Raw genomic sequence first — 19,855 nt, 5'->3', positions numbered from 1 at the left:
AACAAAAAGACAAATTGTTCTTCCAACAATTTGTCTTTTTCTATTCGACTCTTAAATCAAGCCTTCCAAGAGGCCTCTCATGAAGTTTTCTGAGTGGAATGGTCCGATGTCATCAATCTTTTCTCCGAAACCAATCAACTTCACTGGAATGTCCAACTCTTCACGGATCGCAAGGACGACCCCACCTCGAGCCGTTCCATCGATCTTGGTCAATACAATTCCTGTCACAGGTGTAATTTTTGAAAATTCTTTAGCTTGCACCAAGGCATTTTGACCGGTTGATGCATCGAGGGCTAGCAAGGTTTCATGCGGAGCATCAGGTACCACACGCTTGATAATGCGACCGATTTTTTCCAGCTCGGCCATGAGGTTGTCCTTGTTTTGCAGACGACCAGCTGTATCAATCATCAGAACATCAATGTTTTCAGCGATCGCGCGTTCCATTCCATCAAAGACGACACTAGCAGGATCTGATTTTTCAGGACCTGTCACAACTGGAACATCTACGCGGCGTCCCCATTCTGCCAGTTGAGCTACTGCTCCTGCACGGAAAGTATCTGCTGCAACCAACATGACTTTCTTGCCTTCTTGTTTGTAGCGGTGGGCTAACTTCCCGATAGAGGTTGTTTTACCAACTCCATTGACCCCAACAAAGAGCATGACCGTAAGACCGTCTTGAAAACGAATGGCTTCATTAAATTGGCCATCCTTTTCATACAAGTCTACCAATTTTTCGATAATCACGCGCTTGAGAGCATCTGGTTTTTTGGCATTTTCCAAACGTGCTTCATAGCGCAACTCTTCGGTTAAATTAGAGGCAACTTGAACCCCAACGTCACTCATGATCAAGAGTTCTTCCAATTCTTCAAAGAATTCTTCATCGACTGAACGGAAGTTTGCAAAGAAGGCATTGAGGCGTGCTCCAAATCCAGTCCGTGTCTTTTTCAAGCTACGATCATATTTTTCCTGGATGGTTTCTTGCTGAGGTGCGACCTCATCTTGAATTGGCTCCTCTGCCTCTTCAACAGTTCTTTCCTCAATAGCTGATGCAGCTTCTCCTTCAGGAAAGCTAGACTCGGCTTCCGCTACTTCTGAAGTTTCCTCCACTTCAGCGATCGCTTCTGACACTTCAGGTTCTGGAACCTTCTCTTCTGTCGTGCTCACTTCTACTGGCTCAGCGTCAGGTGATGGTGACTCTTCTTCCAGTTTTATAACATCAATCTCATCAGCTTCTTCAACATGTTCAGTTTCTTCCGCTTCAATTTTCACTTCTTCAAGAGGCTCCGTCTCCGTTTCATCAGCTACAGGTGAAACTTCTTCAGGAGTTGTTTCTGTTTGAGCGGATTCAAAGACAACCGGAGACTCCTCTCCCGCTGTTTGGTCTTTATGAGTCTCTGAAGTCACATTTTCTTCAAGAAGAGGTTCCTCTGGTGACTCTTCTTGAGTGACGGTTGAAACAGGTTGATGAGTGGCTGCAATCCGCGCTTTAAGCTCTTGGTAGTAAGCCTCCATATCAGCGATTTTTTGCTCTTCCTTGTCATTTGAGACAGCCGTCGTCGGCTCCTCTTTGACAACTTCTTCAATCTCATTACTTTCCGTCACTTCTTCAGTAGACGGAAGCACTTTTTCAGTTTCTTCTTTCTTTCCAAATAATCGATCAAATAATCCCATTTATTCACTCTCCTTTAGCACATAATTTTCAATTGCCCATGCGACAGCGTCTTGGTCATTGGTCACGGGTGCAACAAGCGCCGCCACCTCTTTCACTGCTGGGACCGCATTGCCCATAGCAACCCCTAGTCCAGCCCACTGGATCATAGACAGGTCATTGGCCTCATCTCCACAGGCCATGACTTGATCAGATGTAAGACCCAAAATGGCTGCCAATGCTTCTAAACCTGTTGCCTTGTGAACATTTTTGGGGCACCATTCCAGCAACATTTCCCGAGATTTAAAAATTTCATAGTCTTGAAATAAGTCCGGCCTGATCTGCTTGATCGCCACATCTAAAAATTCTTGATCAACGGCTGTCACACACTTGTTGTAGGAAATCGTGGATGGCAGGTCTTTAAAATCTGTCTCAATAAAATTCAGGTAGGGATTGTAATGGGAATAGAGGGACTTCCGTTCCGAATAAATCTCATAAACCGTTCCCTCACTGATCGCATCCAGCGGAAGGCCGAGACGAGCTGTTTCATCATGGATGGTTGCGACATCTTCTGGTGCCAAGACCACTTTTGAGAGAATCTCTCCATTATTTCGCTGCACTAGACCACCGTTGAAGGTAATCGTATACTCTTCTTTGAGGCCTGCTGTTCCCAATTCTTCCAAAAGAAAATCCATGGCTTTCAAGGGGCGACCAGTGGTTAGAACCACCTTGACACCTTGGGCCTGTGCAGCAGCGAGAGCTGCTCTATTGCGAGGGGAGATCTTTTTTTCCGAATTGAGAAGGGTCCCATCTAAATCCAGCGCAATCAAGGAAATCTTACTCATACAATTTCCTCCATGTAGCGCAAGACAGAGCCAGTCGCATGGTGGCCGATGACTGTTTCAGCAATCGCTAAGATTTCAGGACGTGCATTTTCTGGCGCTACAGGATGGCCCACGACCTGCATCATATGAAGGTCATTTAGGTTATCTCCAAAAGCCATCACCTGATCCATCGAAATCCCTAGTTTATCCGCTAAGGCAGTAATCGCCACTCCCTTATCGACATAATCGAGGACAATATCAATCGATTCAAAACCTGTCGTCATCGCTTTGACACCAGGAATATTCTCAGTGACCCATTGTTCACCTTCAAGCACAAGAGCTGCATCAAAGTTGGTGGTCAATTTGAAGATTTCATCTTGAATATCCACTAGGCTTTTCACTTTTTGAATGTTTTCATTGTAGTGCTGACTCAAGGCCAGATAGTCGGGATCTACTGTTTCCAAGACATAACTTCCCTTTTTCCCTGTCAAAAGCAGTTTATCAGGATCTGCATAAGGGGAAGATTTCAGAGCTTCAAAAACACCCAAATAAAAGTCTTTGGACATGGTCGCTTCGTAGAGGTCTTCTCCATGAAATTCAACCACGCTGCCATTTTCAGCAATGAAAATCATCTGGTCTTCAAACCCTTTAAAGAGGGATTTGAGCGAAAGGAGGGCACGGCCACTCGCAGCAGCAAAATAAATGTCTTTTTCTTTGCAGCTTGCTAACACCTTGCGTAAAAGGTCTTGATCGTACTGATGTTGGTCATTTAAAAAGGTTCCATCCATGTCCGTAGCGATCAATTTAATATCTTTATTCTTCATTTTCTAAGTCTTTCAATTTTACTGAGACGATTTTAGAAACCCCAGATTCCTGCATGGTCACTCCATAGATGGAATCTGCAGCTGACATGGTTCCCTTCCGGTGCGTCACGACAATAAATTGGCTTTCCTTATCAAAGCGGTTGAGATAATCACCAAAGCGCTTGACATTGGCCTCATCCAGAGCAGCCTCTACCTCATCCAGAATGACAAATGGAATGGTCTTGACACGAATGATCGAGAACAAGAGGGCCAAAGCTGATAAGGCTTTTTCTCCACCACTCATGAGGTTTAAGGATTGGATCTTTTTACCAGGTGGCTGCACAGAAATCTCAACCCCAGCTGTCAGAAGATCTGGCTCTGTCAGAATCAAATCAGCAGAACCCCCTCCAAACATTTGACGGAAAGTAACTTTAAAAGATTCACGAATGGCTTCAAAGGTTGATTTAAAGCGTTCCTTGACTTCGTCATTCATGTCGTTGATAGTCGACAGAAGCATGTTTTTCGCGGCTAAGACATCCTCCCGCTGGCTAGAAAGGAAATCAAAGCGTCCCTTCACTTCATCGTATTGGTCGATCGCATCCACATTGACTGGACCAAGTGCCTTAATGTCTTTTTCGATACTCTTGAGCTGGTTCTCAGCTGCCGCAAGATTTTCAACCGGTTTAGCCTGTTCTTTGGCTTGGTCAAAGCTTTGCATGAATTCATCAGTAATTTGCGTTAAGAGCTTGTTCAAGCGGTCTGCATGCTTTTCACGTGTCGCTTCAGCCTTGGCTTGTTGACGAATCCACTCTTCATTTTTCTTGCGCGCTTGTTCCATCTGTTCTGCCACATCTTCGGCCTGGCCTTCCAAATCATCCAGCTCAAAGCGTTTCCGAATAACCCCTTGTTCCAAGTCCGTTTTCTTGGCTTGAGCCTGCGTCAATTGGTTGGCTAGCTGCTCCACATCGACTGTCTGAACTTGAGCCTCGCCTTGTTCAATCAGCAATTGCAACTGATGCTCCTCTACTTCCAACCGGGAGATTGTTTCTTCCAAACGCCGAGCATCTGTTTGCTCGTAGCTTTGTTGGCTTTTATATTCCGTCTGTTGGAGTCGCAGTTCTGCCAATTGCTCTTGCAGGTTTTGTACTTTTTGTTGCAGGACATCTTTATCCGACTTCATGGTTTCAATGTCGCGATTCAAGTTTTCTTTTTGAAGCTCAATGGCTGCCAATTGCTCAGTAAGGGACTCCTGCTCTTCTTGAAGAGACTGGGTCGCATCTGTTGCCAATTCTGACTTCAAAGCCTCTAAGAGTTCCTGAATTTCTTTCAGTTGCTCTTGGCTTTGTTGGTAGGCCAATTGGGCCCGCTGTTGCTCCAGACGCGCTTGCTCACCCTGGCTTTGAATAGAGGCCAAGTATTCTTGCGCTTGCTTAAGCAGATTGTCCTTGGTCTCGGCCTCCTGCTCTGCTTCTCTTAAACGAGCATCCAGAGCTTGCATTTCCTGTTTCAAACTATCTAATTCTGGTTTGACAAAGACCGTATTTTGAGAGCGATTGGCACCACCGGCATACGATCCTCCGGTCCGCAATTCGGTCCCATCCAAGGTCACCATCCGAACTTGATAGTTGACTTTACGAGCCGCCTCACGCGCATGCTCCGTCGTGTCAAAGATAGCCGTTACGCCAAGCAGGTTTTGGAAAATCTGTTCAAAACGATGCTCATAGGTCACTAAGTCACTCGCAATTCCTAGAAATCCTGCACTGGCTTGAATCAATTCTAGATTCCGAGGGGATAGTTGACGAGCTTTGATCGTCGTGAGCGGAAGGAAAGTTGCCCGTCCCAAGCGATTGCGTTTCAAGAAATCGATCGCTCGCGTTGCAGCCTTTTCATCTTCGACAATGATCTGTTGGCTGCTAGCTCCCAGAGCAATTTCAAGCGCCGTCTGGTAGTCTTTTGAGAAACTCAAATTCTCACTAACAGCCCCACAGATGCCTCCTAACCGTTCTGCTTCTTGCAAAACGCTCTTGACTCCTGCATAGAAGTTACTATGGTTCTTCTGAATAGCTTCCAAGCTATTGATCCGCGCTCGCTTATTCTTGCTCTCATCCATCAAGTCAAACATGGCCGCTTGAGCCTCTTGGTAGGCAGCTTTGGCCTGCTCCACTTTTACCAATTGCTCTTGGTATTCTGCTAATAGGCCTTTGACCGTCGCTTGTGCCTGCTCCAACTCTTCCAATTGTCGGACTTCTTTTTCCTTGGCAGTTTCAAAGTTTGTTTGTGCCTTGGTCAAATCCTCTTGACGATGGCTTGATTCTTGCAAGAGTGCTTGGATCCGGCTCTCAATGGCTGTTCGCTCATTCGATTTTTCAGCCTCTGTCTGCAAGAGCGCGACATACTGCTCTCGTAGATGCTCAATGACTTGTTCCGGATCTTCTTCGTAGTTGGCTAATTCTTTTTCCAACTCTTCTTGTTGCTGACGGTTCTCTGTCAGTCTTTGTTGAAGCACAGCTAGCGTCTCTTGTTTTTGAGCCAGCTCATTTTTCGCTTCTTCCAGACGGGCCAAAATAGCATCCAGACGCTCAAGATTTTCCCTACGACTATGGGCTGCTTGACTCGATTGCAACTTAGCTACTTCGATTTGCTTTTCCAAATCACTGATCAAACGAGTGACCTCAAGTAAGCTGGCCTGGTCCTCAGCTAAGCTTTCATCCAACTGATGGCGGGCTTTCTTGATGCGTACATTATCTTCTTCTAAGACCTGACGACGTTGGTAATAAGAAGCCAACTGTTCTTGAATGGCTTTTTCTTCTTGATCAGCCTTTTCGTAGAGCTCTTTTGTCAGATCGACTTGAGCAACTAAAACATCTAGCAAGAGAACCTGCCGTTCTTGGTCTAATTCCAAGAAACGACGAGCGACAGTCGCTTGCTTTTCAAGAGGTTGGATTTGTCCTTCTAATTCATAGAGGATATCCTCCAGACGGTCCAAATTCTCCTGGGTTTGGTTGAGTTTGGTCTCGGTTTCCTTGCGCCGCGTCTTAAATTTCAAGACACCTGCAGCTTCTTCAAAGATTGCCCGGCGTTCTTCCGGTTTGGAGTTAAAGATCTCCTCTACCCGACCTTGGGAGATAATGGAGAAGGAATCACGTCCCAATCCCGTATCCATGAACAAATCATGAACATCTCTGAGACGTACTTTCTTGCCATCGATCTTGTACTCGCTGTCTCCTGAACGATAAATATGCCGTTCGACACGAATTTCTTTCCCTGCCTGTTGGATAAAACCATCTTGGTTATCTAAGACAACTGTGACACAGGCATAATTCAGCGGTTTTCGCGATTCTGTCCCTGCAAAAATGACATCGGGCATCTTGCCCCCACGTAGACTCTTGACACTGGATTCCCCCAGGGCCCAGCGCAAGCTCTCCGTGATATTTGATTTTCCAGATCCATTAGGCCCTACAACGGCAGTGACCCCTTTGTCAAATACGACTTTTGTCTTATCCGCAAAGGATTTAAAGCCTTGGATTTCAATCTCTTTTAGATACATGGGGAATCATTCCTCGTTTCAACTGCATTGCGGGCTGCTTCCTGCTCCGCTAATTTCTTGGAACGACCATGACCATGTCCCATCGTTTGACCGTTCACGAACACTTCTACTTCAAACTCTTTGGCATGAGCTGGACCGGACTCGCTGACCACTTGGTATTGGATCTCCACATCTCCGTGAACCTGTAACAGTTCTTGCAAGCGAGTCTTGTAGTCAATGACTTGAGAAAATTGACCCGTTTCAACCTTTGGAATCATGACCTGGTAGATGAAGCGTTTGACTGCTTCCACTCCTTGATCTAGTAAAAGAGCACCTAAAAAGGCTTCAAATAAGTCACCAAGAATCGTATCACGGTCCCGGCCACCAGATTTTTCTTCACCCTTGCCCAGTTTGATGAAATGGTCAAATTGGCAATCCCGAGAAAAGCCAGCCAGACTCTCTTCACGGACAATCATAGAACGGAATTTGGACAAATCTCCCTCCGGTCTATTTGGGTGTTCCTTATACAAATATTCGGAAATAACTAATTGAAGAACAGCGTCTCCTAAAAATTCCAAACGTTCGTTATGTGAAATTTTTAAGAGGCGGTGCTCATTGGCATAAGAGGTGTGCGTAAAAGCTGTATCTAATAAACTGGTATCTGAAAAAACGATCTGAAACCGTTCCGATAACAGGGCTTGTAATTTCTCCATAGGAAGCCTACTTTCTAATAAATTCATACTCTTAAGTATACCAAAATTTTAAAACGATTACCATTAGATATCCATTAAGTGCGGTTAGTTGATTTTACTATATTTTGGGCATGGTCAAATATTGCTTAAATAAATAAAAACGTAGTCAATTACGTAGTCATTCGATTGCTGTTATAATAGACAATCTTTAAAATTGCCGTTATAACAGAAAAAACCACTAGTTGGGGCTAGTGGTTTTCGAGGTAAAGAAACTATACATATTTCGTATATATTATAGCACATTTTAAAATATACTGCTATCTTTTCGCATTTTAAAGAAAATAAAAAAACGTTGATTTTACAGTGTTTTTAGCCTATTTGGAATTTACTTGGAAAATAAAAAAACGGTAGCATAATGCTACCGCTGTTTATCATTTTATAAAGTTTCTGGCCACGGATCATCTGTTGTGTACGACATATTAGTAAATCGCAAATCTCCGATATCCCTATCCGTTGGTACTGGATCATCGAATTGTAAGCGTAGCTGGTTGCCATCGCCCGGCCCGCCTAAATAAAATGTTCCCAAACGTTTGCCCTTGTCATTTGTCATAATACCAAGTTTTGAGCTGGTGGCACGAAAACCGACGGGTATACCACCGACATTTAAGATCACCACGTTACGCTCACGGTCCGACCCTTGGGGAACGTAGCTGGGCGCACCTCGTCTCACGATTCCAAACCAACCCCACGATAGACCACCGAAACCGACCTCTACCGTGGAATTTACACGTCTAAACTCAACATATGCATTAGTTTGATTTGAGTTGATATTTCTTGGTTTAATTTTGACATCTCCAAACAAGACCGACCAAGCGTTAGAGCCGGTTCCGGAGCCTTTCTTGATCCACTTCACCGCTCCGTTTTTAGCTGTCGTATCGGTATATATTGTACCGATGTCAGCGTTTAGATTGTACGGGAAGCCTTGGCCTTTTAGTTCGGTACTTGCACCGTTTCCAGATCCGACTGAGCGTTTCAGCTCTTCCAGATCATTCTTGCTTGCAAGCTGACTTGTGTCAATCGTTGGCAATTTTGAGCGTGTGACAAATGGATCACCACTGTTTTGCAATTTTGTATCAATCAATGCATCCAGACCCAATTCAAGGTGCTTGTCTTTGATGTTATTGGCCATCTGGGATTGCAAGGTTGTATAGGTTGGAAATAGTTCGTATGCTTTAGAGGTTGATAAAAATGAAGCCTGTTGTCCTTGAAGCACACCTATATCAACCCCAATCGCCTGAATAACTTGTTTTAGTTTATCCATGCTTCACCTCCTTAGAGGGTATTTTTAGCGGTATTATAAATCTGTGCAAAATCGGTATTTTCCAAGTCAGTAAATTTTTGACCAAGCTCTGTCATTTTAGACACGATAGCCTGATCTGCTGATCCTGCACCGTTAGCAATACGGTCTGCGATTTCTTTGAGAGTGTCAAGTTCTTCTGGCACACCCTCGCCAAGAATTGCGGTTTTAACCCCTTGAATAGCTGTATCTAACTGCTGCTGAGTGATTCCAGCTTGTCCAAGTTCTGACTTGTCAGCTTTGCTTGCAAGTGTGGTTTTAATCTCTTTGACATCAGCTCCGACAGCTTGAGCGAATTGTGTTAATTTTTCTGTGTTTAAAGTCATTTATTTCTCCTTTTAAATTTTAGCTAGGTTATATAGTACGGTTAGATCTGGGAGTTCTTCGCCTTGCTCACGTTTCCGAAGTTCCTCTAAACTATCTGAGGTATATTCTTCTGTTGATTGTGTCACCTTGATTACCGTTGATTTATCAGACGGAAATACATAGTTACCGCAAGTGATCTCTACTTGATAGATACCAACTGGTAAGATTTTACCAATCGTAAATTTAATCTTGTGGTCTGTGACTGTACTGGTTAACTTGGTTTTACCGCTTCGATTGGCAAGCGTAATTGTCGCTTCCTGCCCCTCAATTTCTGAGACTGGACTATAATTTTCATCTAGCAATTCATAGCCAAAGAGGGAAGCTGTGTCGCCTTGCTTGACGACTTCGCCCCCCTCGAATTGTTTTAAATTCGTTGAATTAATACGCATGGTTCACCTCCTTATGAGAATGATCCAAAACTATTGATACGCTTACCATTCTCCGATTGTCCTACTGCGACATATCTGCGATTGCCAGAGCCTGCGATGTATGTGATCCAGATGTATCCATCATTATCAATCCATCCATCGTAATTGATTTCTTGACCTGTACTGTATACAGCTACAATCTCAGCTCCAAGACCGGCTTCAGTTCGTACATTTAGAGCAGATACTTCAACAGTGAATGTCCCTGTTTCTGGATTGAATCCATTTGATTCAATTGTCAATGGTTCTGATGGTTCTGGCTGTTCAAATGTCACAGATGTGTCATCAGTTGGGAAATAGAACCATCCAACAATTCCATCAAAGTTGCGTGTGTGGTATCGTGCAGGACCACCGACATAAAGAGCATCTTCGTTACCGTCAATGTTTTGTTCAATAGTGCGCATGGTATATCCGTCACTATCTTCGATGACTAGACCTGTGTGGCCATAGCTGTGGCCGTAGATGTACGTCGTATCCATAACGAATACTGCCCCAGCCCGTGGCTTACTATCGAGATTACCCTCTTGGTTGTATTCCACCTCATATCCAATGTCACGGGCAGAATTAAGCAGATCAATCGCATTTCCCCAAAGCGCACGGCCAAAGAAGTTAATAGAAATAGAGTTAGGTAAGTCCACGCACTGCGTACCATACGCTCCATCCGCATCAGCTCCCACCCCTTGGTTTGCTAGGCTTTCTACATATCCTAAAATATCATTTAAAGTAGCCATTACTGCTCCTTTCTAAAATCAAAGGCTACTATCCAAAAATAGATAGTAGCCAGTAAAAATATATTAATCTTCGCTAGGTTCTTCATAACCTAACGCACGTTTGCTATCGCTCAATCCAGCAGTAGTTGGATCATTGACCACTCCGACAAGCACGAAGAATGCAAACAACACATTGACGAATACCAAGATTTTATCAATGGTTTGTCCAAATTCTAGCTTGATGCCAAAGATATCCGCAAACGCTTGAAATAGCAATGCAAGCGCTGGAACGATTGCAAGCCAAAAGTTTTTATTTTTTAAACGTACTGACCAGTTAATTTTATTCATATTAATTCCTCACTTCTAAATTTACATATTTACTATACAGGGCATCAATGTATCCATTGCCACCCAATTTCTTATAACTTTTATGCATCTTATGAATGATATCTGATTCGTGGACTGTGGTATATCCACGCTTGATAGCCGTAGAGATGTCACGCTCTAGCCTCAAATACATTGTGACTAGATGCGCTTCATCATGTACGGCTAACTTATCATTCACTTCATTGATTTTCTTATTATTATCCTCACCCACAACTTTAACGGTCTCTACCGCCTGTTGGATTGTTCCTAGTTCGTCTTTTAATTCGTTAAACTGTTCTTTGTTTAAGTTTGCAGATTTACTAGCTTTCATCCCAAACCAGCCAGTAGCAATCACTCCGAAAGTCGGGGCGAGGTGTGCGATCAAATCAGAGAATGTCACTCAATCACCTCAATTCTATGCCAGTGGTTGAGTTTCTAAATCAGTATTTTCTTTCGGTTTCGTCCACTTCCAAACTGCCAGCTTGCCGTTTTGCTCAAGGCTTGCAAGCTGATCAATAGTTTCGCCATTATAGGTAAAGTCACTGTTGACTTGCACCATCACACGGTTACCCTCACCATACAATGCATTGTGTGTGGCATCTTCAATTGCAAAGATTTCTTGTGACTTGTAGGTTTTACCAGACTGTCCAAGATCGACCAATTCAAGACCACGCTTGTAGATTGTTGGATCTAATGGGTTATCTGTGTCAGTCACCCGCGCCAATACTGCCCAATCTGCTACCGCTTTTACTTCTGCGATTTTTGTATCTTTCTCAGCTAGTTTCTGCTCGTAGCTTTCTGCTTGGACGTGCAAATCTTCTTGTAATTTCTTGACACCATCCGCTGGGTTAAATTCGGTTGCGATCTGACCTAATACAGCCTCGATAAGTGCATCGTCTGACTCGCTTGTACGGTCACCGATTAATACGCGGTCAAAAGCCGTATATGGTGCGTCTTGTCGAATTGCTACGAATGTTTTGTTAGTTTCTTGTAAGTATTTGTTTACTACTTTAAATGTCATATACTATTTACCTTCTTCTAATTTTTGAGAGGCCTCATCAAAGAGGTCCTTGAGTGCTGAGTCACTAGCTAAAACATCGTTAAATTTAGTTAGCAATTCATTTGTTTGTTCGTAGTACGCCTTATAATTAGCGCACTCAATAATTTTATTCGCAAGTTGGACTGCGACATCGTTGATAATTTTGTCTGTTGTGTTCATTAAATTCTGTAACCTCGTTTCCGTAGTACACCAGTAATGTGGGTTTTAGCCCCACCAAGCATATTGTTTTTGGCCATTTCTCCAAAGCAAGTGAGCAAGTCCCAGATGTAATCACCGATATCAATACCACCACTCATGTAAAATTTCCGTGAGTAAATACCCTCTAAGAAAAAGTCACCACGTCCAATAAAATGTTTAACACCATTTTGGTTCATTGGTATTAGATAGGCATTCCCGTCATTTGTATTTCCGTGGAAGTTCCAAGGACTGCGGTATCGACCATTGTTATAAATCAACACACGGTCACCCACGAATTCAGTAAGACTTTCTTCCGTGCCGTTTCCTTTACCAGACCAAAGCCGAATACCTGCGAACGTTTCATTATCATGCCGTTCTACCTCTTTAGGGTCTTTGTTGTGATTCGTGCCTAAAACCATGAGTGCAGCATTGCTATCTCTGAATCGTTCTGCGACAAATCCACTCTTTGTTAATTTAATAAATTGCGAGGAATTGGTATCGTCAATCCGTCTGATTGTGGCTTCGTTGTTTAAAACGTTATATTGACTATTTTGTAAGTCAATATACATCTTGCCATTTAGACCTTCGATCCGACCACCTCGAACGGTCATACCAGTTAGCGTACCAGCTAGTACGTTGCTTGCGTTTACGTTAATCACATTGACTTGACTAGCATCAATCGTGCCACCGACAATTTTATCAGCGTTTAAGTTAGCGATCATACCATCTTTAATCACCGCATTATCAATCTTGGTCTGACCTGTGATATGCGTTAGACTTCCATCTATTCGGTTCGTACCGTTAGCAAGTAGGTTGATAGAGTTGAGTACGTCACCGTTGTTATTTAGGTTACGCACCGCCCAAGACCCCGCAAGCAGACTCATTTGCGTTCTGACCGCTTCCGTACCTTGTGCAACTTGAATCGCTTTTGCTTGCGCGTCGCTAGCAAGTACTTTCGCTTCATTGCTAGCCTTATAAGCGTCATCAAATTGACTTGGTTTGTAAGGCCCTGTGTTTGACCCACGGACCAAAATAGGTTCCTTAAATTCTATCCAACCATTTTTAGACAAAAAGATATAAAATGGATAGTTTTTATCTTCTCCGAAAGTAAAGTCTTCCGTCATGGTAAAAGTTTTTTGGAACTCCTGCCACTCGTTTAGTGGTGGCCTATTCTCGCCGATATTAGACCATGTTAGGGTTTTATTTAGTCCGTGGTTTTTGATGTTAAATGCAAATGATACATCTGGATACTCTCTAATACGATATTTAAATCCTAGCGTGTATGTTTCACCTTTATAAATTTTGCGAACGTAAATCGGGAGTGTGAACCCTGTCCAGTTATAATCAGTAAGCCCTTGCGCCTTTATCGTAAAAATACCATCTGTGACAGATACGCTTGCATTTGGATTGTTGTTCCCGACAAGCGTATTAGTAGCCATTGTCATTGAGTTGACGATCAAGTTATTATCATCTGTGACATACTTCCCAACTTCGGTTTGAAATATTTCACTTGACATAACCAAGCGAGAGAGCTTGTCTGGTGCGCCTGTTTCTGACGTGCCAAGGATACGCTCATAGAGTTTGTTACTTTCCGTCAGCTTGTTAAATTCTACGGTTTGCGTTTCAATTTTTTTAGAAAGGGTTAGTAAATCACGGCCTTGGTCGTTTTGTGCGCGATCCAAATTTTCAAATTGATCTCGTGATGCAAAATTCTTTGCTACCTTGGAATACACCTTGCTATAGATCGTATCCCCATTATCAGCATTGTTAAATGTTTCCGTAACCTTACGGCTCAGATCTGGACTGTTTAAAATCAGCGTTTTAATCCGATCTGATAATGTAGCTGTGTCTGGAATCGTTCCAGCTTTTATAAGAGCTTCTTGAGCTTTAGCGTTTGCCTTTTCAATCTCGATAGCAGTTGACTGCTTGGCTTGTTCAAGCTGTTTATCAACCTCTTTCTTAATCTTATCGACATCTTCCGTATCAATACGCTTCTCCCATTGCGAACCGTTCCAGACATACATTCGGTCATATAGACCGTTCTTTTCAAACCAGATATCGCCGATTTTATGTTCTTTGTCATCTGGTCTGTTGTACCAAACTTTATTTCCCTGTGCATTTAAGAGATAATCTGGCAAGCTATTCTCAAAGTCTTGCTGGGCTTTAGCAATATCATCAACCTTGCCAGCGAGTCCGCTCTGCATTGTCGCACGGACATTTGTACCAATGTCACCAAACTCTACACTCTCGTTTCGCTCATTGACAAAGTCGTAAGTAACAGTCGTTACTTTCGCGGTTTCGTCCGTAAGCCCAATCTGTGGGTAGTAGATAGGTACGATGTCGCATAGTTCTAGTTCTTCAATCCAGCCATTATCTGCATAATCAAGTGTTTTAGCTAAATCAGCATACTCGATTTTGATGTTGATCTTAGGCTTACCGATTGCGTTATGCTCCATATAATCCGTAGCAAGTTTACGCAACTTATCTGGAGTTGGGATATCCTTACTCTTACTATCTGATTTAAACTCGCTAGAGAAGTCTACGACTTTAATTCTGCGATGTGCGTAGAGAGCCTTATACTTACTATCTACATAATTCTCTGGAAGCGTGACGGTAACAGGATCAGGCTGGTTATCGCTAGTGTCGCCCTCTGGTTTGTCTGGTGTGTAAGTCGCGAAAGGCAGTACGCTAGTGTATGCACTCTCGATTGTTTCATCTAATTCAGCCGATAAGATATTTCGACCATATTCAAGCACGGTTGGAGCAGTACGACCTAACTGCTTATGTAGTCTGACCGTCGTATTGTCAAACTCATACTCACCGCCATAGATGTCTAAAATAGAACCTTCTACACCACCAAGGGCAAGACGGGCATTCTCCATTTTAGAGATATCAAATACGCCTTTTCCAGTGGTTTGGATATCCGACCATACATCAAAACGTAGATCACCAATCGTTGCATTGTGCCAGATTGCGAGAGCAGTAAAGGCAGAACCACTAAAGGGCCTGCCATTCACTAGCCCCATGTATTCCAGCTTATGACTGATATGCTGACCGTAGATTTTAACAATGTTACTGCTATCTTTTACGATTCGCGAGATCTCAAAGGTTTGGTTTTTAGTTCGCAGTCCAGCGTCAGCCTTGAGCTTCATTTCTTTCTCAAGGGTTGCAACCATTGGATCGTTCGTGGGAATTTCTGAATATAGCGTATAATTTCCGTTGCGTTCACGGGTTACAGTCCCTTTGGTAACGTTAAGCTCACCAAGGCCATACGTATCAAATGATTGTTCATTCTTATTGAATAGTATAGGCCTCATAGCTTAACCCCCCAATTTGGAATAATAAACACTTCAAAGTTACCGTCCCAACTAATCAAATTGCGTCCATAGTCAAGATACGGCATTTGGAATTGTGGGCTTCGAACGACTTTATCCCACGCTGGTAGATTATCTTTGTATACTTGATTTGCTTGCATATCAAGTGTTATCTTACCTTGTACGTCTCGCAACTTAGTCTTGCGTCCATTAATAGTAAGTGTACAGTCACCCGATCCGACAAGTGTGATGATAGGTTTTGCGTTGACATTGCCCATACCATTCACGGTAGCACCATTCATTAGTTTCTGCGTGGTACGACCTTGCTTATAAAATTTAACAGGATAGCACACAAAATTAATGGTCGTTTTACCAAACTGGCGCATGGTTTCCTCAATGCTAAATGTTTCGAGGTAGGCAGCACGATAGATAAAATCTGGATCATAAGAGATCGTTAAATCCTTGTAGCCCGCCACATTTAACCACTCAGATATTTTATAAACATCTGTGGCGATTAATCCCTTTTCTTTCACAAAATTTACTGGAAAACTCAACTCAGCAGAATTAAGACGGTTATTACTGATGAGCAAATCACCGTCCCGTCCTGCTACTGTCACGCGCTCCACATCAAGGCTGGAAGTAGTGATCTTCTTGCCTTCTGCTACTTTTAAGCCGAATTCAGTATTTTTCTTTCCGTTGAAAGTAAATGTCGTCAAGCTAATCCCCTTCCTTCCTGATTAGTATAGTATGCTAGTTCACGCATTAAGCGCTTCATGAACTCTGGTGTCAAATCTTGTCCAGTGCTATTTCCATGCACATTCAATGTGTAGTTTTGGTTTGGTCGTTCATCACGATTGTTACCGCGTTTAACTTGGTCAATCAACTCTTGGATAAACGGTACTAAATCACGCTGTTCATTATTCCGTTTCCATTCGTTAACATTCTTAATTCGTTGTGTAACGTTCGCAACTTCCGAACGTTTCCAACCTACACCGTCTGCAAAGTTCGGTATACCTAATTCACGCATAAAGTTTTTAGTCAAACCAGCGCGCATGACTTTCGAACCTCTTGGAAGATCAAGGATCACGTTACGGCCCTCTGGGATAAACGATGATCCGTCCGGTAGTGTGACCATTTCTTTGTAGAGCGTACCGCGTTGGTCATTGACCATCGCAAGGCCACCCTCGTGGTAGTTTGTTCCTCTGGCATGTCCTTTAATTGATTTGGTGATCGTTGTGATGACAGTGGTCCAAGATGTTGGGATAGATTCGATTGCACCTTTAGCAACTTGCGCTCCAATAACTGCACCAGCGTTATCAGCAGAAATGATTTTTGTAGGAGATGGAGTTGCGTTCCATTCATTCTGCTTGTTGATAGCGCTCTGAGCATTTGTCACAGCATTCATTGCATCTGATTGTATAGGTTTTACAGGAGATGGAGTGTTATTCCATTCTTGCTGTTTGTTGATTGCTGCCTGTCCTTGATTAACGGCATTAGAAGCGTCTGCTGTTAATGGTTTTGTAGGTACTGCGAATCCGTTATACAATCCCAAAGCGCCCATAGCTTGGTTAGTTCCAAGGGTAACACCGTCTGGAGTTGCAATCAAATCCGTCTTGTGGTCAGTTGGTAACGTTAAGATGCTAGACATCGCACTAGCGATAGCGCTCTTGGTCTTATCTTCTGCATCCAAATTGACTACGTGGGCCATACCAGTTAGTGAGTCGACTGCTAGTCGTACACGTTCGGCTTTATCACTTGCAGCATCCTTTAAGATCAGTTCTTTCTGCTCTGGTGTGAGTGTATTCCAGCGTTCGATGATTGCTGTAGCACGTTCACCAGATGAGAGAAAGTCAGTGTTCTTCATCAAGAGTTCTTTGACTTCCGCTGGCATAGCGTTGTACTGTTCCAGCAATGTTTTACTATCAAGGACGGCTTTCATACCTTGGTTGTTACCGACTACTAACTCTTTCTCTTGTGGGGTTAAGCTATCCCACTTGCCAACCTCGACCAATGCTTGTCCGATTGTCATCTTAGCATTTGTTTCAAGATTTGCGTGCTTGAGGATAAACTGCATATTCTCCCAGCCATTTTCAGCTTGGAGCGCTTTAGTTACTTCCTCTTGCGCATTGGTCTTGACTTGTCCAGTCTTAGGATCAAATACTAATCCATTCCAGATGTTGTTGGCATCTTTGGTCTCCTGTGACATATTTTGCACGCTCTTAGCAACCATACCAGACGAACGACCCACGATGTCGGCGAATTGGTCTGCCTTGGCCATCATCTTGTCGTAGTCAAGTCCAAGCTCTGCCCAACTCTTACGCATTTGATCAAAGTACAATTGACGTTGTCGATCATCGCCAAAATTAAGAGGGACTTTTTTACTCCATTCTTGTTGCAATGCTGCATACTCACGGCCAAATGCTTCCATCTTGGACTTGTGTTGGGCATTTAGTTTTTCCATTTCCTTGTTGTATTCGGACTGGCTATAAATCCCCTTTTCGTGAGCATCTTTCAATGCAGTCACTTGCTCATCATAGAGCTTCTGTTCCTCTTTGAGCCATTTAGCTACAACCCCTGTACCTTTGCGTAGTTGAGTTTCATTTAGATCACTAATCTGGCCATTCATGGCTTTCATAATTGCAGTACGTTCATCGGCAGAATATTTCTGCAATGATAATTGCTTGTCAATAAATTGGTTTTCGTAGTCGTAGATAATCGCTTGTTCTTCGCGAGTGATCTTTCTGTGTTGGTCAGATGCGTTTTGATAAATCTGCACAATCTCATCTGTCATCGACTGGATGTTTTTCTTTTGCTGTTCTGCTTGCGCTACAGCACGTTTTTGGATTGTTTCACTCGCACCAACTTTTTCAAGACCTTTTAAAGTTTTCTCAAGATCTTTGTCGATCGCTTTTTGGATATCATCAGCAAGACCTTGCACACTCTTACGTACATTTTCAACCGCTTGTGCGCCACCTTGACCAAATCCGATTGTAGCTTGATGCACTTCATCGACTTTGGATTTCAAACGTGACAATTCTTGATCTTGGAGTTTGCTTACGCTCGTACCCCACGTTTGGGTTCGTTCGTTGGCATCCGCCATTTCTTTCGCAATGATCCCGATGCCTATTAGTGCAGCACCACCAGCGATTACACCCCAAGTTAATGGATTACCAAGTAAGCCAACCGCCGCACTCCACAATCCTGTACTTGCAGCAGCACTCTCTGCAGCCGTACCAGTAGCAGTCATACCAGTAGCCATTCCTTTTAAGCTGTTGATAAATCCATTACCCTCAGAAACAGATTTTAGTACACCGCTAAATTTACCAATTCCTCTAGCGACTGTACCAATTCCTTTAGCAAAAACACTGATGACACTTGCGCCAGTACCCAACACTTTAAGCGCTGGGCCAATTGCAGCAGCAAAAGCACCCCACATTAAAATGCTTTGCTGTTGCTCTGTTGACATTTCACTAAACTTCTTAGCCATGTCTGATAGAGTTTGTAACCACGGTTTAGCAGCGTCCAAACTACTATTTAGCGCTTTTAAGAGTGGACCACCAAACTCAATAGCAATGTCAGTAAGTTTATTCTTAAAAATTTTAAGTTGTGATTCTGTGGTTTCGTAGCGTTTACTTGCTTCATTAGTAAGTGCGTTATTTTCTTTCCAAGCGGTATTAGAGCGACTGACTGCCTCACTCATCTTGTCTGATGCAGAAGCTAGAGATTTCAGCATATTCCCTTGACGAATACCTGTCATTCCAAGTTCATCAAGAATGCCATCCATATTCTTGCCTTCATCATGGGCGCGTTGTAAGCCTTTAATAAATGATTGCAAGGCTTCCGCTGGTTTCTGTTTCCAAGCGGTAGAAAATTGTTCCGCAGTCATTCCTGCTGTTTGTGCGATAACTTCAAGTTTTTCTTTTGCTCCTTTACCTACACCAGACACGGCTTTACCAATACCAGTAAGGGTCTGAGTCATTGCAGTTCCCAATTATGTTATCGTTAGGCTCTTTATCCTAACTTCTCATAGTTTCCTATAAGTTCAGACTATATCATCACCTTCGACTTTATTCGCTAAGGTGTTAAGCGCTCGTGGATATTTCGTCATGCAAAAAAGCAACCTAAAATTAGATTGCTTTTTGTTTAGATTACTTTATCTAGTCGTTGCACCTTCCTGCCGTTTCCGTACAGGCTTGGCTCATGATTGTCATAGTGTTTATTTTTTCTTCGATATTATCGTGATAATCAATTACTAATAAAGGTATATTATTCTTTTCACAATAATCTCTTTTTATTTTGTCATTTCTAACTCTGGAAAGAAAACCTTTCTTTCCTCCAAAGTATTCAACAACTCTATAATGTTGCTCTCCTTGAAATTCTATCAGTTGAATAACTTTATTATTTTCAAAGATAGCAAAGTCAAAAGGTAAACTTCTTATGTTTTTACAATCAGCGGTTTTCCACTGGATTTTAAAATTTATATTATTTTTTTTTAAAATCGACTCGATGGTTTTTTCACCGTGACTTTGATTACAATTAGGACACCTTTTGCCGTTTTTGAAGTTGTATGGTCTGATTTCCCATTGT

The 19,855-nt window shown here is 42.9% G+C and carries 16 protein-coding genes and 1 pseudogene; all 17 read right to left on the bottom strand.

Annotation, left to right across the window (positions count from 1 at the left end; genetic code table 11):
- Positions 1-51: 51 nt before the first annotated feature.
- Complete coding sequence (ftsY, locus tag SM122_RS00085) at positions 52-1,671, bottom strand: signal recognition particle-docking protein FtsY (protein ID WP_125826492.1); 1,620 nt, start codon at positions 1,669-1,671, stop codon at positions 52-54.
- Positions 1,672-2,493, bottom strand: a complete 822-nt coding sequence (locus SM122_RS00080) for a Cof-type HAD-IIB family hydrolase (RefSeq protein ID WP_125826493.1) — start codon at positions 2,491-2,493, stop codon at positions 1,672-1,674.
- On the bottom strand, positions 2,490-3,296 hold the full coding sequence (locus SM122_RS00075; RefSeq protein ID WP_155169941.1) for a Cof-type HAD-IIB family hydrolase: 807 nt from the start codon (positions 3,294-3,296) through the stop codon (positions 2,490-2,492). The genes SM122_RS00080 and SM122_RS00075 overlap by 4 nt, the downstream gene beginning before the upstream one ends.
- Positions 3,286-6,822 (bottom strand): chromosome segregation protein SMC, encoded by a 3,537-nt coding sequence (gene smc / locus SM122_RS00070; protein WP_155169943.1) that lies wholly within the window; start codon positions 6,820-6,822, stop codon positions 3,286-3,288. Before smc ends, SM122_RS00075 begins: the two co-directional genes overlap by 11 nt.
- Positions 6,813-7,514, bottom strand: coding sequence for a ribonuclease III (gene rnc, locus SM122_RS00065; protein WP_155169945.1), 702 nt, complete (start codon positions 7,512-7,514; stop codon positions 6,813-6,815). Before rnc ends, smc begins: the two co-directional genes overlap by 10 nt.
- A gap of 415 nt (positions 7,515-7,929) precedes the next feature.
- A complete protein-coding gene (locus tag SM122_RS00060) occupies positions 7,930-8,814 on the bottom strand; it encodes a hypothetical protein (protein WP_324737664.1) in 885 nt (294 codons plus the stop codon).
- Between the two features lie 11 nt (positions 8,815-8,825).
- Positions 8,826-9,176: a hypothetical protein gene (locus SM122_RS00055; protein ID WP_324737663.1), complete on the bottom strand. Its 351-nt coding sequence runs from the start codon at positions 9,174-9,176 to the stop codon at positions 8,826-8,828.
- Positions 9,177-9,188: 12 nt separating this feature from the next.
- Entirely contained in the window at positions 9,189-9,605 is a 417-nt protein-coding gene (locus SM122_RS00050; protein ID WP_324737662.1) for a hypothetical protein, read from the bottom strand.
- Positions 9,606-9,616: 11 nt separating this feature from the next.
- The gene (locus SM122_RS00045) at positions 9,617-10,372 is read right to left on the bottom strand and encodes a CHAP domain-containing protein (protein ID WP_324737661.1); all 756 of its coding nucleotides are present in this window, start codon (positions 10,370-10,372) and stop codon (positions 9,617-9,619) included.
- 63 nt (positions 10,373-10,435) lie between these two features.
- A complete protein-coding gene (locus SM122_RS00040; RefSeq protein WP_324737660.1) occupies positions 10,436-10,699 on the bottom strand; it encodes a phage holin in 264 nt (87 codons plus the stop codon).
- Position 10,700: 1 nt separating this feature from the next.
- Positions 10,701-11,117 carry a hypothetical protein gene (locus tag SM122_RS00035; protein ID WP_324737659.1) on the bottom strand — a complete coding sequence of 139 codons (417 nt, stop codon included), beginning with the start codon at positions 11,115-11,117 and terminating at the stop codon, positions 10,701-10,703.
- A gap of 15 nt (positions 11,118-11,132) precedes the next feature.
- The gene (locus tag SM122_RS00030) at positions 11,133-11,738 is read right to left on the bottom strand and encodes a hypothetical protein (RefSeq protein ID WP_324737658.1); all 606 of its coding nucleotides are present in this window, start codon (positions 11,736-11,738) and stop codon (positions 11,133-11,135) included.
- Between the two features lie 3 nt (positions 11,739-11,741).
- On the bottom strand, positions 11,742-11,936 hold the full coding sequence (locus SM122_RS00025) for a hypothetical protein (RefSeq protein ID WP_324737657.1): 195 nt from the start codon (positions 11,934-11,936) through the stop codon (positions 11,742-11,744).
- A complete protein-coding gene (locus tag SM122_RS00020) occupies positions 11,936-15,271 on the bottom strand; it encodes a phage tail spike protein (RefSeq protein WP_324737656.1) in 3,336 nt (1,111 codons plus the stop codon). Before SM122_RS00020 ends, SM122_RS00025 begins: the two co-directional genes overlap by 1 nt.
- Positions 15,268-15,984, bottom strand: a complete 717-nt coding sequence (locus SM122_RS00015; protein WP_324737655.1) for a distal tail protein Dit — start codon at positions 15,982-15,984, stop codon at positions 15,268-15,270. Before SM122_RS00015 ends, SM122_RS00020 begins: the two co-directional genes overlap by 4 nt.
- Positions 15,981-19,247: a phage tail tape measure protein gene (locus tag SM122_RS00010; RefSeq protein WP_324737654.1), complete on the bottom strand. Its 3,267-nt coding sequence runs from the start codon at positions 19,245-19,247 to the stop codon at positions 15,981-15,983. Before SM122_RS00010 ends, SM122_RS00015 begins: the two co-directional genes overlap by 4 nt.
- A 178-nt stretch (positions 19,248-19,425) precedes the next feature.
- Positions 19,426-19,855: pseudogene (locus tag SM122_RS00005) on the bottom strand (DUF2726 domain-containing protein); the annotation flags it as partial.

The organism is Streptococcus gingivalis (assembly GCF_035544715.1).
GTDB lineage: Bacteria > Bacillota > Bacilli > Lactobacillales > Streptococcaceae > Streptococcus > Streptococcus gingivalis.
This window is presented reverse-complemented; position numbering and strand designations above follow the sequence as displayed.

Coding starts and splice junctions, on each gene's coding strand:
- ftsY (WP_125826492.1), bottom strand. CDS start 1,671: ATGGGATTATTTGATCGATTATTTGGAAAGAAAGAAGAAACTGAAAAA.
- SM122_RS00080 (WP_125826493.1), bottom strand. CDS start 2,493: ATGAGTAAGATTTCCTTGATTGCGCTGGATTTAGATGGGACCCTTCTC.
- SM122_RS00075 (WP_155169941.1), bottom strand. CDS start 3,296: ATGAAGAATAAAGATATTAAATTGATCGCTACGGACATGGATGGAACC.
- smc (WP_155169943.1), bottom strand. CDS start 6,822: ATGTATCTAAAAGAGATTGAAATCCAAGGCTTTAAATCCTTTGCGGAT.
- rnc (WP_155169945.1), bottom strand. CDS start 7,514: ATGGAGAAATTACAAGCCCTGTTATCGGAACGGTTTCAGATCGTTTTT.
- SM122_RS00060 (WP_324737664.1), bottom strand. CDS start 8,814: ATGGATAAACTAAAACAAGTTATTCAGGCGATTGGGGTTGATATAGGT.
- SM122_RS00055 (WP_324737663.1), bottom strand. CDS start 9,176: ATGACTTTAAACACAGAAAAATTAACACAATTCGCTCAAGCTGTCGGA.
- SM122_RS00050 (WP_324737662.1), bottom strand. CDS start 9,605: ATGCGTATTAATTCAACGAATTTAAAACAATTCGAGGGGGGCGAAGTC.
- SM122_RS00045 (WP_324737661.1), bottom strand. CDS start 10,372: ATGGCTACTTTAAATGATATTTTAGGATATGTAGAAAGCCTAGCAAAC.
- SM122_RS00040 (WP_324737660.1), bottom strand. CDS start 10,699: ATGAATAAAATTAACTGGTCAGTACGTTTAAAAAATAAAAACTTTTGG.
- SM122_RS00030 (WP_324737658.1), bottom strand. CDS start 11,738: ATGACATTTAAAGTAGTAAACAAATACTTACAAGAAACTAACAAAACA.
- SM122_RS00025 (WP_324737657.1), bottom strand. CDS start 11,936: ATGAACACAACAGACAAAATTATCAACGATGTCGCAGTCCAACTTGCG.
- SM122_RS00020 (WP_324737656.1), bottom strand. CDS start 15,271: ATGAGGCCTATACTATTCAATAAGAATGAACAATCATTTGATACGTAT.
- SM122_RS00010 (WP_324737654.1), bottom strand. CDS start 19,247: ATGACTCAGACCCTTACTGGTATTGGTAAAGCCGTGTCTGGTGTAGGT.